The 16,001-nt window shown below is 74.2% G+C and carries 15 protein-coding genes; 5 read left to right on the plus strand and 10 right to left on the minus strand.

Annotation, left to right across the window (positions count from 1 at the left end):
* Nucleotides 1-39 precede the first annotated feature (39 nt).
* From ABZS80_RS01150 to ABZS80_RS01160, 3 genes are all read left to right on the plus strand, one after another.
* On the plus strand, nt 40-882 hold the full coding sequence (locus tag ABZS80_RS01150) for a Bax inhibitor-1/YccA family protein (protein WP_355053851.1): 843 nt from the start codon (nt 40-42) through the stop codon (nt 880-882).
* A 126-nt stretch (nt 883-1,008) separates the two neighbouring features.
* Nucleotides 1,009-1,767, plus strand: a complete 759-nt coding sequence (locus tag ABZS80_RS01155; protein ID WP_355053852.1) for a Bax inhibitor-1/YccA family protein — start codon at nt 1,009-1,011, stop codon at nt 1,765-1,767.
* Between the two features lie 51 nt (nt 1,768-1,818).
* A complete protein-coding gene (locus ABZS80_RS01160) occupies nt 1,819-2,139 on the plus strand; it encodes a hypothetical protein (protein WP_355053853.1) in 321 nt (106 codons plus the stop codon).
* 7 nt (nt 2,140-2,146) lie between these two features.
* Here the strand turns inward: ABZS80_RS01160 and ABZS80_RS01165 are convergent, their stop codons facing one another.
* The 4 genes from ABZS80_RS01165 to ABZS80_RS01180 form a co-directional block, all read right to left on the minus strand.
* On the minus strand, nt 2,147-3,610 hold the full coding sequence (locus ABZS80_RS01165) for a CYTH and CHAD domain-containing protein (RefSeq protein ID WP_355053854.1): 1,464 nt from the start codon (nt 3,608-3,610) through the stop codon (nt 2,147-2,149).
* A gap of 40 nt (nt 3,611-3,650) precedes the next feature.
* The gene (locus tag ABZS80_RS01170) at nt 3,651-4,913 is read right to left on the minus strand and encodes an acetyl-CoA C-acetyltransferase (RefSeq protein ID WP_355053855.1); all 1,263 of its coding nucleotides are present in this window, start codon (nt 4,911-4,913) and stop codon (nt 3,651-3,653) included.
* A 73-nt stretch (nt 4,914-4,986) separates the two neighbouring features.
* Nucleotides 4,987-5,787 (minus strand): SGNH/GDSL hydrolase family protein, encoded by an 801-nt coding sequence (locus ABZS80_RS01175; RefSeq protein WP_151461271.1) that lies wholly within the window; start codon nt 5,785-5,787, stop codon nt 4,987-4,989.
* A gap of 111 nt (nt 5,788-5,898) precedes the next feature.
* Complete coding sequence (locus tag ABZS80_RS01180; RefSeq protein WP_355053856.1) at nt 5,899-6,945, minus strand: SGNH/GDSL hydrolase family protein; 1,047 nt, start codon at nt 6,943-6,945, stop codon at nt 5,899-5,901.
* 141 nt (nt 6,946-7,086) lie between these two features.
* On the opposite strand from ABZS80_RS01180, the gene ABZS80_RS01185 reads away from it, so the two are divergent.
* Together ABZS80_RS01185 and ABZS80_RS01190 are read left to right on the plus strand one after the other, a co-directional pair.
* Nucleotides 7,087-7,443 (plus strand): YkvA family protein, encoded by a 357-nt coding sequence (locus ABZS80_RS01185; RefSeq protein ID WP_355053857.1) that lies wholly within the window; start codon nt 7,087-7,089, stop codon nt 7,441-7,443.
* 76 nt (nt 7,444-7,519) lie between these two features.
* Nucleotides 7,520-8,890, plus strand: coding sequence for a cystathionine beta-synthase (locus ABZS80_RS01190; RefSeq protein ID WP_151461273.1), 1,371 nt, complete (start codon nt 7,520-7,522; stop codon nt 8,888-8,890).
* Between the two features lie 49 nt (nt 8,891-8,939).
* Here the strand turns inward: ABZS80_RS01190 and ABZS80_RS01195 are convergent, their stop codons facing one another.
* From ABZS80_RS01195 to ABZS80_RS01220, 6 genes are all read right to left on the minus strand, one after another.
* Entirely contained in the window at nt 8,940-9,068 is a 129-nt protein-coding gene (locus ABZS80_RS01195; RefSeq protein WP_355053858.1) for a hypothetical protein, read from the minus strand.
* An 82-nt stretch (nt 9,069-9,150) separates the two neighbouring features.
* Entirely contained in the window at nt 9,151-9,660 is a 510-nt protein-coding gene (locus ABZS80_RS01200) for a GNAT family N-acetyltransferase (protein WP_355053859.1), read from the minus strand.
* Nucleotides 9,657-10,583: a ribonuclease Z gene (locus ABZS80_RS01205; RefSeq protein WP_355053860.1), complete on the minus strand. Its 927-nt coding sequence runs from the start codon at nt 10,581-10,583 to the stop codon at nt 9,657-9,659. Before ABZS80_RS01205 ends, ABZS80_RS01200 begins: the two co-directional genes overlap by 4 nt.
* Nucleotides 10,584-11,176: 593 nt before the next feature.
* Nucleotides 11,177-12,352, minus strand: a complete 1,176-nt coding sequence (locus ABZS80_RS01210) for an osmoprotectant NAGGN system M42 family peptidase (protein ID WP_355053861.1) — start codon at nt 12,350-12,352, stop codon at nt 11,177-11,179.
* Entirely contained in the window at nt 12,349-14,175 is a 1,827-nt protein-coding gene (gene ngg / locus ABZS80_RS01215) for an N-acetylglutaminylglutamine synthetase (protein WP_355053862.1), read from the minus strand. The genes ABZS80_RS01210 and ngg overlap by 4 nt, the downstream gene beginning before the upstream one ends.
* 2 nt (nt 14,176-14,177) lie before the next feature.
* Nucleotides 14,178-15,962, minus strand: coding sequence for an N-acetylglutaminylglutamine amidotransferase (locus ABZS80_RS01220; protein WP_355053863.1), 1,785 nt, complete (start codon nt 15,960-15,962; stop codon nt 14,178-14,180).
* Nucleotides 15,963-16,001: the final 39 nt, after the last annotated feature.

Consider the following 16,001-nt stretch of genomic DNA (forward strand, 5'->3'; position numbering starts at 1 on the left):
GTTCACGTGCATCGACCCCCTGAGGGAGGCCTGAGAGAAGTGAAGACCTCGAACCCGGTGCTCGCCCGGCTCGGCCAGGCGGCTGAGCGGGAGCGGGCGGCCGGGTACGCCCAGCCCGGGCCGTACGGTCAGCCCGGATACCCCCAGCAGTACCCGCAGTACCCGCCGCAGCAGCCGTACCCGAGCGGTCACGGCTACCCGGCGGCCCCGCCCACCGTGACCCCGATGACCCTCGACGACGTGGTCGTCAAGACGGTGCTGATGCTCGGCATCCTCGGCGCCTCGGCCGCCGCGGCCTGGGTGCTCGTGCCGGACGCCCTGACCGGCGTCGCCTGGATCGGCGCCGCGGTGGTCGGCCTCGTCCTCGGCCTGGTCATCTCGTTCTCGCGGATGGCCAACCCGGCGCTCGTGGTGGCGTACTCGATCGTCGAGGGCGTCTTCGTCGGCATGGTCAGCAAGACGTTCGACAGGCTCTACGACGGCATCGTGCTCCAGGCCGTGGTCGCCACCTTCGGCGTCTTCTTCCTGATGGCGATGATCTACAAGGCGCGGATCATCCGGGCCACCCCGAAGTTCGCCCGGATCATGGTGGCGATCATCGCGGGTCTCTTCGGCGTCATGCTGATCAACCTGGTGCTGGCGCTCTTCGGCGTCAACACCCACCTCCGCGACGGCAGCCCGCTGGCCATCGGGTTCAGCCTGGTCTGCATCGTGGTCGCCTCGCTGAGCTTCGTGCTCAACTTCGCGGAGATCGAGGAGGGCGTGCGGATGGGTCTTCCGCAGCGCTACTCCTGGACGGCCGCGTTCGGCATCGTGGTCGGCCTGGTCTGGCTCTACCTGGAGATCCTCCGGCTGCTCAGCTACTTCCAGGGCGACGACTGACCAACCCGCCCGACCTGCGACGCCCGCCTGCCGCGCCCGCGGCGGCGGGCGTCGTCGTTTGCCCGCCGCCGCCGGGCGGCCCGGGGCAGAGTGGGAGCCGGGGTACGTCGGCGCGAGGAGGTCGCGGTGCGCAGTGCCAACCCGGTTCTCGACCGGCTGGACGACGTGGGCCGGACCGAGCGGCAGGTGCTCGGCGCGGGGGCCGCCGACGCGATGACGGTGGCCGACGTGGTCAGCCGGACGGTCGGGCTGCTGCTGCTCACCGGCGTCACCGCGGCGGTGGCCTGGGCGCTCGTGCCGCCGGCCGGGTGGATCTCCGCGGCGCTGGCCGGCAGCGCCCTGGCCAGCCTGGCGCTCGTGCTGGTCATCACGCTGAAACAGGTCACCAACCCGCCGCTGATCGCCGGGTACGCGGTGCTCCAGGGACTGCTGCTCGGCGTGGCCAGCCGGGCCTTCGAACTCGTCTACCCGGGCATCGTGGCGCAGGCGGTGGTCGGCACCTTCGGGGTCTTCCTCGGCATGGCGCTGCTCTACCGGGCCCGGCTCATCCGGGCCACCCCGCGGCTGGCCCGCCTGGTCGTGGGCACGCTCATCGGCATCGTGGCGATCGGCCTGGTCAACCTGGTCACCTACCTGTTCACCGGCAAGCAGGGCGTCGAGGTCTACAGCCTCTCCGCGCGGGTCGGCTGGCTGCCATACCTCTTCTCGGTGGTCGCGATCATCGCCGGGGCCCTCAGCTTCGTGCTCGACTTCGACCTGGTCGAGCGGTCCGCCCGCAACGGCCTGCCCCGCCGGTACGCCTGGTTCTGCGCCTTCGGCCTGCTGGTCGGGCTGATCTTCCTGTACTGGCAGATCCTGCGCCTGCTCAGCTACGTCCGCCGCTGACCGTACGACAACGCGGGTCGGCGACCTGGAGCCGTCGTAGACTCGGCCGCGATGAGCGCAGCGGAACTGGACCGGGTGGTGGCGCTGCTGGTCCGACAGGTCGGGCACTGGGAGCAGCCGCGCTGGTCGGCGGCGGCCGAGGGCGGCAACGTGTCCCGCGCCGACCTGGTGCACAAGCTGGTCCAGGAGATCGCCAACCTGGCGGCCGACGCCGAGGGGGAGCCGCGCCGCGAGGTGCCCCGGCTCGCCAGCGACCTGGCCCTGCCCGATCAGCTCCGGGTGGTCGCCGCCGACCTGCTGGCGGCCGGCGCGCCGGAGCCCGTGCTGGCCGGGGCGGCCACCGCGGTCGCCCGGACCCGTTCCGCGCTCTGACCGCCGGTCAGCCCGTCAGCCAGCGCCGCGCCTTCCGGCGGCGGGCCCGGTCGCGCGCCCTCGCGAGCGCCCGCCCGGCCCGGTCGGCCAGCGCGGCCTGCCGGGCGTGCAGCAGGCCGTAGGTGAAGGTGTTCTCGCCGTCGGCGTACGCCCGCAGCGCCTGCTCGCGCAGCACCTCGCGGGTCACCACCGAGTCCTGGTGCGCGCCGAGCGCGTCCTGGAGGTCCTTGAACCGGTCCACCAGCTTCGCGCCGGGCCGGCGTACCTCGACGGCGTACCTGGCCCGCTTACCCGCCTTGCGGGCCTCGTGCAGGGCGGCGTCGTCCCCGCCCGCGAGCGCCTCGTCCAGCCGGTCGTCGAAGCGGCTCACCGCCCGGCGCACCCGCCGGGTCACCCAGCGGCGCCGTACGCCGCCCGCGGTCGGCCCCTCCACCAGCGCGTCCAGGCGGCGCAGCAGGTCGGTGTAGCGGTCGGAGCCGAGCGCGGCGCGCAGCCCGTCGAGGGCGGTGGCCAGGTCGGCGGCGAACCGCTCGGCGAACCGGGCCGGCACCGGGCCGAGCACCAGTTCCGCGGGTTCGGCGTGGACGGCGTCGGCGAGCCGGGCGGCCATCACCTGGACGTCCCGGACCGGCCCGAGCTGCGCGCCCAGCCAGCGCAGCTCCGCCCGCACCTGCTCGCTCTCCGCCCGGTCCCACAGCCCCCGGAAGGTCCGCAGCGTGGAGCGGAGCCGGCGGACGGCCACCCGCATGTCGTGCACGGCGTCCTCGTCACCGCCGAGCGCGCCCGCGTGGTGGCCGACCAGCGTGTCGCGCTGGGCGGTGAGGTAGTCGACCACGGGCGCGGCCGCCGGGCCGGCGGGCCCCGGCCCGATGGCGGCCAGCCGGCCGCCCAGCGCGCGGTGCGACTTCGAGACCGGCACCGTCCGGGCGCCCGCCGCGCGCAGCCGCTCGTCCACCGCGTCGAGCAGCGACTCGTCGCCCTCGACCAGCTCGACCTCCAGCTCGTGCCACGCCTGCCGCTCGCCGCTCACCAGGTCCTCGGCGTGGACGTCGTCCTCGGCCACCTCGGCCAGCGGGCGGCCCGCGGCGTCGAGCAGGCGGCGTTCCCGGCGGTGCGTGACGACCCGCGCGGCCGGGGCGACCGGCCGGCCTCGGGACGCGCCGCGGAAGAGCGCCACCAGCTCGGGCGGCGGCTCGGCGTCCTCCGGCCCGGCCGGGAACTGGTGCTCGGTGCGCGCGCCGCCGACCGCCCCCACCTTGAGGTGCCAGCCCGCGTCGTGCCCGCCGGTCCGCCGCCGCAGCGCGTAGCCGCTGCGGGCCAGCCGGAGGTCGGCGGTGTCCCAGTAGACCGCGTCCAGGTCGAGGGCGGTGGCGTCGGACGTCGTCGCGACGCCACCGCACCCGGTCAGGTCGGGCAGCCGGAATCCCTCGTCGCCGGAGTACTTGCGTTCGCGTTCCACGACGGTCGCCATGGCGCCTCCCGTACCCGGCCCCGGCTGCGGGGAACCGGCCTCAGTTCAGGCGTTCGAGCACCATGGCCATGCCCTGGCCACCGCCGACGCACATGGTCTCCAGACCGATGGTCCGGTCGTGCCACTCCAGCGCGTTGAGCAGGGTGCCGGTGATCCGGGCGCCGGTCATGCCGAACGGGTGGCCGACGGCGATCGCCCCGCCCATCACGTTCAGCTTCTCCTCGGGGATGCCGAGCTGCCGGTACGACGGGATCACCTGGGCGGCGAACGCCTCGTTGATCTCGACCAGGTCGACGTCGTCGATGGTCATGCCGGCCCGCTTCAGCGCCTGCTTGGACGCCTCGACCGGGCCCAGGCCCATGATCTCCGGCGAGAGCGCGGTGACGCCGGTGGAGACGATCCGGGCCAGCGGGGTGAGCCCCAGCTCCTGAGCCCGCTGCGCGCTCATGATCACCACGGCGGCCGCGCCGTCGTTGAGCGGGCAGCAGTTGCCGGCGGTGATCCGGCCGTCCGGGCGGAAGACCGGCTTCAGGCCGGCCACGGACTCCAGGGTCACCCCGGGCCGCGGGCCGTCGTCGGTGCTCACCACCGTGCCGTCCGGCGTGGTGACCGGGGTGATCTCGCGGGCCCAGAACCCGTCCGTGATCGCCTTCTCGGCGAGGTTCTGGCTGCGGACGCCGAACGCGTCCATGTCCTCGCGGGTGACGTCGTGGACCTGGGCGAGGTTCTCCGCGGTCTGCCCCATGGTCAGGTAGATGTCGGGGAGCTGGCCGGCCTCACGCGGGTCGGTCCACACCTCGGCGCCGCCCTTGGCCCGGGCCGCCGAGCGCTCACGCGCCGCCGCGAAGCGCGGGTTCTCCCAGCCGCCGCCGACCAGCGCCTGCGCCTCCGGCGGGAGGGCGTCCGAGTTGCCCCGCGCATACCGGGAGACGGTCTCGACGCCGGCGGAGATGAAGACGTCGCCCTCGCCCGCCCGGATCGCGTGCATGGCCATCCGGGTGGTCTGCAGCGAGGAGGCGCAGTAGCGGGTCAGCGTGGCACCGGGCAGGCCGTCCAGGCCCAGCAGGGTGGCGACCACCCGGGCCATGTTGAAGCCCTGCTCGCCGCCGGGCAGGCCGCAGCCCAGGTAGAGGTCGTCGATGGTGGTGGGATCGAGCGCCGGGACCTTGTCGAGGGCGGCCTGGACGATCGTGGCGGCGAGGTCGTCCGGGCGGACCTCCCGCAGGGAACCCTTGAACGCGCGGCCGATGGGGGACCGGGCGGTGGCGACGATGACGGCGTCGCGGGGCGACTCAATCGGCATGAACCAACGTTAACCCGCCGGTAACTTGTGGCGGAAGCCGCGCGGCGGGCGGGAAATGTCACCCCGCCGGGGCTCAGTGGTGGTGCCGGTAGGCGACCGCGGCGGCCGCCTCGACCGCCGGGAGCAGGGCGTGCGCCCAGACCCGGTAGCCGTCGGCGGAGGGGTGGAAGCCGTCGTGGCACAGGGTGCCCGCGTCCGCCCGGAACACCGGGCCGGTCTCGGTGCCCAGGTCGACGACGCTGCCCCCGGCGTCGAGCACGGCGGTCGTCTGGGCGCGGGCCATCCGCCGCCCCGCCCAGCCGAGCACCTGCCGCAGCGGGGACGCGACGGCGCGGACCGCGCCGAGGTCGGGGCAGGTGCCCACGACCACCTCGACGTGCGCCTCGCGCAGCCGGCGCACCGCCGAGCCGAGGTAGGCCGCCGCGTCGGCCGGGCGGGCCAGCCCGGTGGTGTCGTTCGCCCCGATGAGGATCACCGCCACGTCGGGCCGCTCGCCGAGCAGCGCCCGGGCCACCTGGGTGGCCAGGTCGGTGGAGCGGGAGCCGGACACCCCGACGCTGGACAGGTGTACCCGCCGGCCGCCGGGTGCCTCGCTCAGCAGCTGGGCGAGCCGGCCGCCGATGGTCTCCTCGAAGCGTTCGACGCCGACGCCGAGCGCCGACGAGTCGCCGAGCAGCACCAGCCGCAGCGGCGGGGCGTCCGCCCGGCCGACCGTGGCGCGCAGCGCGAGGCCCAGCTCGGGCTGGGCGTATTCCCGGCTCCGGGCGGCGATGGCCTGGCCGGCGAGGACCACGGCCCCGCCCACCGTGCCGGCGAGCAGGGAGAGCGCGGCGGCCCGACCAAGCCGGACCACAACCTCGTTACGCTCGGTCACGACGACACCTCCCCAGCTCGGATGACCCGCGGGCGGGTCTGCTCGTGGCGAACGGCGTCGACATGAGCATGGCACACGTTGTGCCTGCTGATGATGCCTCCGCCGGCCCGCTCATGCCAGCCCCTCCACCTGCGCCGGGTCGGCGGCGGCACCCGGCTGCGGCACCGCGCCGACGCCGAAGAACGCCCGCCGCCGGAGCTGCGCCCAGCGCCCGCCGGGCCCGCGCTCGCGGCCCCGGACCTGGGCGCCGCTGACCTCGGTGCCGGCGTGCCGGGCCGCCTCCTGGGCCGCCTCCGGCAGCGACCGCACGGCTTCCGCGCCGGCGAGCGGAGGCCGGCGTTCCTGGCCGGCGCCCAACGCCGAGAGCACGGTCGGCAGCAGCGCCGCCGCGGCGACCGCGTACCCCTCCGCGGACGGGTGGAACCGGTCCCAGGCGAACATCCGGGTCGGCTCGGCGGCGAACCGCGGGCCGAGCAGGTCGCCGAGGGAGACCGTCCAGCCGCCCGCCTCGACCACCGCCATCGTCTGGGCGGCCGCGAGCTGGCGACTCCAGCGCCGGGCCAGCCAGCGCAGCGGCGGCTGGATCGGCCGGATCGCACCCAGGTCGGGGCAGGTGCCGACGACCACCTCGCAGCCGGCCGCGCGCAGCGTGCGGACCGCGTCGACCAGGTAGCGCACGGCCACCGAGAGCGGGGTGCGGTTGGTGACGTCGTTGCCGCCGACCAGGATGACCGCGATGTCCGGTTCGACCTCCAGCGCCGATTCGACCTGCGGCCGCAGCCCGGTCGACAGGGCGCCCACCACGGCGAACCGGTGCACCCGGACCGGACGGTGGAGCCGGCGGGAGAGCCCGGTGGCGAGCAGCGAGCCCGGGGTCTCGCGGCGGCGGTGCACACCGTAGCCGGCGGCCGAGGAGTCACCCAGGATCACCATGGTGACCGGCGGGCCGGGGAGCTTCGCGCCGTAGACGCCGTCGCAGCGCGGCGGGGGGGCCTCGGCCATGGGGATGGTGCGCCGGGCCTGGCGGGCCTGACCGAGCAGCACCCCGCCCGTGACGACGGTGGCCGCCACCGTGGCGCCCGTGCCGATCGCCGTCACGCGGGCGATCCGCCGGGCGCGCTGCCAGCCGCCATGCGCGACGGAACCAGCGTCCCCCATGCACCGACATTATCGCGCCGCCACGACACCCGCTCTCCCCGTGATCGTCACGGCTGGGACGGGACCGTTCCGGGTACCGGTAGGGGCGGGGGCGGGCTTGCGCCGGGACCGCACCCTGGTCGGACGGAGAGGGGCGAGGACATGGGGAAGACGTTGAAACGGAGCGCGGCCTTCACCGCGCTGGCCCGGGCGCTGGCCTCCGGAGCCCGGGGTGGCCCGTCGCTGGGCGCCCGGCTGGCGGCGATGCCCCGGATGATCCGGGCCACCGCCCGCGGCGAGTACGACGGCGGCCTGCGGCTGGCCCTGATGGCCGGGGCCACGGCGTACATCGTGTCGCCGATCGATTTGCTGCCGGAGATCCCGCTGGCGATCTTCGGCCTGGCCGACGACGCCGTGATGGTCACCTGGCTGGCCGGCAGCGTGCTCGCCGAGACCGAGCGCTTCCTGGAGTGGGAGGCACGTCGCAGGTCCGTCATCCCGGGGCATGTGGTGCCCTGACGGCACGTACCCTGGGCGACGAACTGACGACTTTCCGGCCGCCCCACGACGGCGGCGCAACGAAGGGCACAACGAGGTGCAGTACTACGACAACGTGGTCGAGCTGATCGGCAACACCCCGCTGGTACGCCTGCGCAACGTCACCGAGGGCATCCAGGCGACCGTGCTGGCGAAGGTGGAATACGTCAACCCGGGCGGTTCGGTCAAGGACCGGATCGCGCTGCGGATGGTCGAGGACGCCGAGAAGGCCGGCCTGCTCCAGCCGGGCGGCACGATCGTCGAGCCGACCAGCGGCAACACCGGCGTCGGGCTGGCCCTCGTCGCCCAGCTCAAGGGCTACAAGTGCGTCTTCGTCTGCCCCGACAAGGTCAGCCAGGACAAGCAGGACGTGCTGCGGGCGTACGGCGCCGAGGTCGTGGTCTGCCCGACCGCCGTGGCCCCGGAGGACCCGCGCTCCTACTACAACGTTTCCGACCGGCTGGCCCGGGAGATCCCCGGCGCGTGGAAGCCCAACCAGTACAGCAACCCGGCCAACCCGCGCTCGCACTACGAGACCACCGGGCCGGAGATCTGGCAGCAGACCGAGGGGCGGCTCACCCACTTCGTGGCGGGCGTCGGCACCGGCGGCACCATCTCCGGCATCGGCCGCTACCTGAAGGAGGCGTCCGAGGGGCGGGTCCGGGTGGTCGGCGCGGACCCGGAGGGTTCGGTCTACTCCGGCGGCACCGGCCGGCCCTACCTGGTCGAGGGCGTCGGCGAGGACTTCTGGCCGGAGACCTACGACCGGGGCGTGGCCGACGAGATCGTCGAGGTGTCGGACAAGCAGTCCTTCGAGATGACCCGGCGGCTGGCCCGCGAGGAGGGCCTGCTGGTCGGCGGCTCCTGCGGCATGGCCGTGGTGGCGGCCCTGGAGGTGGCCCGCAAGGCCGGCCCGGACGACGTGGTCGTGGTGCTGCTGCCGGACAGCGGCAAGGGCTACCTGTCCAAGATCTTCAACGACACCTGGATGGCCCGCTACGGCTTCCTCGACAACTCGGGCACCGAGCCGACCGTGGCCGACGCGCTCGCCGGCAAGCCGGGCGGCCTGCCCGAGCTGGTGCACGTCCACCCGACCGAGACGGTCCGCGACGCGATCGACTACATGCGGGAATACGGCGTCTCCCAGCTCCCGGTGCTCAAGGCCGAGCCGCCCGTGGTGACCGGCGAGGTGGCCGGCTCGATCGCCGAGAAGGACCTGCTCGACGCGCTCTTCACCGGCCAGGCCCACCTGCACGACACGATCGAGCGGCACATGGCCGACCCGCTGCCCATGATCGGTGGCGGCCAGCCGGTGAGCGAGGCCGTCGGGCTGCTGGAGAAGGCCGACGCCGCCCTGGTGCTGGTCGACGGCAAGCCCAAGGGTGTGCTGACCCGGCAGGACCTGCTCGCCCACCTCGGCGCCCGCTGACCGACCGGACACGAGGGCCGCACCCCGGCGGGGTGCGGCCCTCGTCGCGTCAGTGGCCCAGCTCGGTGGGCACGGCGATGACGTCGACGAAGGCCCCGCGACGCAGCACGGTGACCGGCAGGCGGGCGCCGATCGCCGGGCCGAGCATCAGTCGTTGCAGGCCCTGGCCGTCCTGCACGGGCCGGCCGCCGGCCGCCGGCCGCCACGATCACGTCACCGAGGTAGAGCCCCGCCGTTCCGGCCGGGCTGCCCGGCACCGCTCAGAGCGAACGGGCGTAGCGGAGCTGGGGGACCAGGACGGTGCCGATGACGTCGTCGCGCTGCTCGCCGGTGGCCGTCCAGCCGCCCCGCTCGTAGAAGCGGCGGGCGGTCGCGTTGTCCCGGAGCACCCAGAGCACCGCACGGGACCACCCCCGGGCCCGCATGGCGTCCAGGGCGTCCACCATGAGCGCCCGCCCGGTGCCCCGGCCCCGCTCGGCCGGCTCCAGGTGGATGGCGTTGAGCAGGCCGGTGGCCGGGTCGCCCTCGTCGTCCGGCCCCAGATAGCTGAAGCCGGCGATCCGGCCGTCCCGCTCGGCCACGGTCATCCTGTGGTCCGCGCCCTCCCAGGTCATCCGCTCGGTCCAGTACCGGCCCATCGCCTCCGGGGTCGGATCCGCCAGCGCCTCCGCGGGCAGGAACGACGAGTACGTCGCGACCCGGGACCGCTGGTGCAGGGCGCCGACAGCCATGAGGTCGGCGGCGGTGGCGGGGCGCAGGGAGACCGTCACCCGGCCGAGGCTACCCGGCGGGGCGGCACCTGAATCGTCATCAGGTCCTCGGCGATCACCAGCTCCCCGGCGAACGCGGAGGCCTCGTCGGCGAAGCGGCGCGGGTCCGCGTACCGCTGGGAGAAGTGGGTGAGCACGAGCGTGCGTACCCCCGACTCGGCCGCCACCCGCGCGGCCTGGCCGGCGGTGAGGTGGCCGACCTCGGCGGCGAGGGCGGCCTCCGACTCCAGGAAGGTCGACTCGATGACCAGCAGGTCGGCGTGCTCGGCCAGGGCCCACACGCCGTCGCAGAGCCCCGTGTCCATGACGAAGGCGAACCGCTGCCCCGGTCGGGTCACGCTCACCTCGTCCCGGGTGACGCGGCGCCCGTCCAGGTCCAGGTGGCCGTCGCGGAGGAGGTGCCCGACCGCCGGGCCGGCGATGCCGTACGCGGACAGCTTCTCCGGCAGGACCCGGCAGCCGTCGGGCTCGACGAGCCGGTAACCGTACGTCTCGATGGGGTGTCGCAGCCGGCGGGCCTCCAGCGTGCCGATGCCCAGCGTGATCCGCTGCCCGTCCGCCTCGATCGGCTCGACGGCCAGCTCGGCGGTCTCGTAGAAGCTCGACGCGTGCCGCAGCCGGGCGAAGTACTCGGCGCCCCCGGCGGGGAAGTGCACGGCCACCGGGTGCGGGACCCGGTCCAGCGAGAGCCGCTGGATCATGCCGGGCAGGCCCAGGCAGTGGTCGCCGTGGAAGTGGGTGACGCAGATCCGGGTCAGGTCGGTGGCGGAGATCCCGCTGTGCAGCATCTGCCGCTGGCTGCCCTCGCCCGGGTCGAAGAGGAGCACCTCGTCGTCCCAGCGCAGCAGGTAGCCGTTGTGGTTGCGCTGCCGGGTGGGCGCCTGGCTGGCCGTACCGAGGATCACCAGCTCGCGCATCGACACGCTGACTCTCCGGATATGAAGCGACCCCCGGGGCTTCCGCGCTCGCGCGCGGGCCGGCTGGACTGGGCCGGCACCCCGGGGGTCGGGTGGCTGTCGTGGTTTCGCCGCACCGCTGCCACACGGTCTCGACGATGGTGCCTGGTGCCCGCCTCGCGGCGGACGGGATTTCACTGTCGAGGACAGCGGCTAGCGGACAGCCACCTCACGAGTCCGATTGCTATACAAGTCTGGACCACCTCCTTTCCCGTGTACCGCCACGCTATCGACTTCCCGTCGGGCTCGGCAACGGATTTGGATCACAGGCCGGACCGGGAATCGTCGGCGGGGGTGTGGTAGCCCGACCCACTTTCCCGCCATCCGCCGGTCGGTCTGTTCCACCCAGGTGCCGGAAGGCGCTCTGCTGCTCGCCGCCTTTCGAGCTGATGTCTCAGGCGACTCAGGGGCGGGGCCTACCGCCGCGGCCGGCCGGGGAACGGACGGTCATCGGTGCCCGGCGGGTCCGGGGCAGGGCCGTGGTGTGCGGCGGACCGACGAGTCGTTCGTGACATCAGCTCGAAAGGCGGCGACGACCTGTCCCCGCCCGCCGCCGCACGTCACTCCACGCCGATCGGGCCCTCGCGGGGGCCCTCCTCGGAGGCGGGCTGGACGGCCAGCGACGGGAAGTCGGCCAGGTCGCCCTCGGGTTCGGCGTCCCACTCGGGGAAGACCAGCGGCTTCTGCAGGTAGAGGCAGAGCAGTTGGGCCAGGTGCCGCAGCCCGTCCAGGTGGGTGCGCTCGTGCCCGTGGGTGGCGTCCACGCCGAAGCCGAGCAGCGCCACCCGGGCGTGCGCGCCCGCCTCGACCGCCGCCGCCACGTCCGAGCGGTAGTAGTCGAAGACGTCCCGGACCAGGTCGACGCCGTGCTCACGGGCGATGGCGGCGAGGTGCCGGGTGAGGTGGTAGTCGAACGGGCCCACCCCGTCGCCCATGGCCAGGGTGGCGGCGTCCTCCCGGGACTGCTGGCCGGGCGCGACCACCGCGGCGTCCACCGAGACGATCTCCGCGACGTCGGGGTCGAGGCCGTGGCTTGCCCCGTGCCCGATCTCCTCGGTGACCGTGACCAGCAGGTGCGCGGTGACCGCCGGGGTGACGCCCGCGTCGACCAGCGCCTTGAACGCGGTCAGCACGGCGGCCACCCCGGCCTTGTCGTCCAGGTGCCGGGACTTGACGTACCCGCTCGGGGTGATCGTCGGGTTGGCGAGCAGCGCGACGAAGTCCCCGGCGTCGACGCCGAGCGCCCGGAGCCCGGCCTCGTCGGTGACCGGCTCGTCGACCCGGACCTCGACCAGCTCCCAGCCGACGCCCTGGAGGTCGACGCCCTCGTTGTAGCGGTGGCCGCTGGCCTTCAGCGGCAGCACCTGGCCGGTGATCACCCGGTCCAGGTCGTCGGTGAAGATCCGCACGTGGGCGCCCTCGGCGAAGCGGGCGCTGTGCGTGCCGATCGGGTTCACCTCCAGCCGGCCGTTCTCCTTCAGCCGCTTCACCATGCCGCCGATGGTGTCGGTGTGCACCACGATCGCCCGGTCGGCGCCGGTCGACCGGGGCCCGGGCAGGGACGCGCTGAGCGCCCCGCGCCGGGTCAGCGTCGAGGGGATGCCGAGGGCGGAGAGCCGCTCGCCCACGTACTGCTGCACGTGGTCGGTACGCCCCGACGGGCTGGGGATCTCCAGCAGCTCGACGAGCACCTGGCGCAGGTAGTCGAGGTCGAGTTCCAGCGGCTTCGGGCTCACGCGGCCCCTCCCGTGCCGGCCGGCGACCAGAGGCGCCGCGGCGCCCGGGTGCCGGGGAAGAGCAGGTCGACGAAGCGTTCGGCGGTCGGCTGCGGCTCGTGGTTGGCCAGGCCGGGCCGCTCGTTCGCCTCGATGAACACGTGCTCCGGCCGGTCGGCGGCGGGGACCAGCAGGTCCAGCCCGGTGACCGGGATGTCCAGCGCCCGGCTGGCCGTCACGCACGCCTCGGCGATGGCCGGGTGCAGCTCGGCGGTCACGTCGTGGATGGTGCCGCCGGTGTGCAGGTTCGCGGTCCGGCGGACCGCCAGCACCTGCCCCTCGGGGAGCACGTCGTGCATCCGGTGACCGGCCTCGGCCACCACCTCGCGGGTCATGTCGTCGATCGGGATCCGGGACTCGCCGCCGGTGGCGGCCGCGCGGCGGCGGCTCTGCCGCTCGATCAGCTCGGTGACGTCGTGCACCCCGTCCCCGGTGATCTGCGCGGGCCGGCGGACCGCCGCGGCCACCACCTCGTGGTCGATGACGATCACCCGCAGGTCCTCGCCCGCCCGCAGTTCCTCGATCAGCACGTCCGGGCAGAACCGGCGGGCCAGGTCGACGGCGGAATTCAGCGCCTCCGGCGTGCGGACCCCGACCGTGATCCCGTTGCCCTGCTCGCCCCGGGCCGGCTTCACCACCACGGGGCCGACGTCGGCCAGGAACGCCAGGTCGTCGGCGTCGCCGGTGGCCGTCCGGCCGCGCGGCACCGACAGGCCCGCCTCGGTGAGGATGCGGCGGGTGACCCGCTTGTCGTCGCAGCGGCTCATCGCCACGGCCGAGGTCAGCTCGGAGAGCGACTCCCGGGTGTGGACCGTCCGGCCGCCGATGCTCAGCCGCAGCTCGCCCCAGCGCGGATCGGTCACCTCCACCCGGATGCCGCGCCGCATCGCCTCGTCCGCGACGATCTTCGCGTACGGGTTGAGCTCGTCGTAGCCGGCCGGCATGGCGGGCAGGAACAGCCGCTCGTTGATCGGGTTCTTCCGCTTCACGCACAGCGTCCCGGTGCGGTGGAAGCCGAGGCGCTCGTAGAGCCGGATCGCCCCCGAATTCTCGGCCAGCACCGACAGGTCCACGTACGCCCGGCCCCGCGCGTCGAGCCGGTCGGCCAGCGCGGTGAGCAGCGCCTGCCCGGTGCCGGGCGGGGCCGTGTTGAAGTCCACGGTCAGGCACCAGAGGCTGGCGCCGTTCTCCGGGTCGCCGAAGACCGCGACGTGGTCCACGCCCGTGATGGTGCCGACCACCTCGCCGGTGGCGTCCTCGGCGACCAGGTGCAGGAACCGGTCGGTGCCGGCGTTGTCGACCAGCACCTCCACCGGCGCCGTGACCATGCCGTTGCGGGCGTAGATCCGGTTCACCGCGTCCGCGTCGTCGGCGTCGCGCAGCGGCCGGACGGCCAGCCCGGGAATGTCGCCGCTCTCGGTGGCGGCCGGCCGCCGCTCGCCCAGCGGCAGCCGGTAGGTCAGCGACGGGTCGATGAACAGCTCGTCGGGGAGGCGGGAGACCAGCACGTGCGGGTCGCGCAGGTAGATGCAGATGTCGCGGGCGCCGACGGCCTCGGAGCGCAGCACGTCGGCGACCTCGACCTGCTCGGCGAAGGTCTGCCCGAAGACCAGCCGGCCCCAGCCGCAGTCGAGCACCACGCCGGACCCGTCGCCGGGCTCCCGGCGCGGCTCCGGGGTGCCGGGCGCCACCGGGTCGCCGCCCGGGCCGACCCGCTCCCGGCGCCGGCCCAGCATCCGCTCCCGGTCGGTCCGCGCGGTCCCGGTCGCGAGGGTGTCGGTCACGGTCAGTCGATTCCGTGGCTCTGGAGCCACATCTCGAGAAGTCCCAGCTGCCACAGCTTGTTTCCGTTCAACGGGGTCAGTTCGGCGTTCGGGTCGGCGAGCAGCGCGTCGACGTAGTCGGCGCGGAACAGGTCGCGGCGGCGTGCCTCGGGCGCGGTGAGCGCGTCGCGTACCCGGTCGAGGAGCTTGTCCTCCAGGTGGGTGAGGCCCGGGACCGGGAAGTAGCCCTTCGGCCGGTCGATGACCTCGTGCGGCAGGACCCGCCGGCCGATCTCCTTGAGCACGCCCTTGCCGCCCTGGGCCAACTTCAGCTCCGGCGGGCAGCTCGCGGCCAGCTCGACGAACTCGTGGTCGAGGAATGGCACGCGGGCCTCCAGCCCGTGCGCCATGGTCATGTTGTCGACCCGCTTGACCGGGTCGTCGGTGAGCATGACCTGGGTGTCGATGCGCAGGCCGGCGTCCACGGCGGTCTGCGCCCCGGGCCGGCCGAGGTGCGCGGCCACGAACTCCCGCGCCGGGTCGCCGTCGGCCAGCCACGCCGGGTTGAGCACCCGGGCCAGGCCGGCCGCGTCGCGGTCGAAGAACGCCTTCGCGTACGTCTCCAGCGCCCGCTCCCGGTCGACGCCGGCGAGCGGCGGGTACCAGTGGTAGCCGCCCAGGATCTCGTCCGCGCCCTGACCCGACTGGACCACCTTGACGTGCCGGGCGACCTCCTGGCTGAGCAGCCAGAACGCGACGCAGTCGTGGCTGACCATCGGTTCGCTCATGGCCGCGACGGCGGCCTCCAGCGGCGGCAGCAGGTCGCCGGTGGGCACCCGGATCTGGTGGTGGTCGGTGCCGAAGGTCTTCGCGACCAGGTCGGAGTAGACGAACTCGTCGCCCTCCCGGCCGCCCACCGCGTCGAAGCCGATGGAGAAGGTGGACAACCCCGACTGCCCCTCGCCGGCCAGCAGCGCGACCACCAGGCTGGAGTCGAGCCCGCCGGAGAGCAGCACGCCCACCGGCACGTCGGCCACCATCCGGCGGCGTACCGCGGTGGTCAGCGACTCCAGCAGCGCGTCCTGCCAGTCCCGCTCGGACCAGCCGGCCCGCTCGCTCGCACGGGTGAAGGCCGGGTCCCAGTAGACCCGGTCGTGGGCGGTGCCGTCCGGCTCGTACACCCGGATCGTCGCCGGGGGGAGCTTGGCGACGCCGCGCAGGATGGTCCGCGGCGGCGGCACGATGCTGTGGAAGCTCAGGTAGTGGGCGAGCGCCACCGGGTCGATGCCGGTGTCGACGCCGCCGCCGGCCAGCAGGGCCGGCAGGGTCGAGGCGAAGCGCACCACGCCGGGGCTCTCGGCCAGGTAGAGCGGTTTGATGCCGAGCCGGTCCCGGGCCAGCACGAGGCGGCCGGTGTCGCGCTCGCTGATCGCCACCGCGAACATGCCGACGAGGTGGTCGACGAAGTCCAGCCCCCACTCGGCGTACGCCTTGACGACGACCTCGCTGTCGCCGGCCGAGAAGAAGCGGTGCCCCCGGGCCTGCAACTCCTCGCGCAGCTCACGGTAGTTGTAGATGCAGCCGTTGAAGACGCCGGTGAGCCCGGCGGCGGGGTCAACGAGGGGCTGACCGCTGGCGGCCGAGAGGTCGATGATCTTCAGGCGGCGGTGGCCGAGGGCCACCGGCCCCTGGGACCAGACCCCGCTGTCGTCCGGGCCCCGGTCGCTCATGGTGGCCGCCATCCGCTCCACCGCCGCGACGTCGGCCCGCGATCCGTCCCGTCGGAACTCTCCTGCCAGTCCGCACATGCCCGGCAATGCTGCCAGACGCTGTTGCAGTTCGCCTGT

The sequence above is a fragment of the Micromonospora sp. NPDC005305 genome (assembly GCF_040607315.1).
Classification (GTDB): domain Bacteria; phylum Actinomycetota; class Actinomycetes; order Mycobacteriales; family Micromonosporaceae; genus Micromonospora.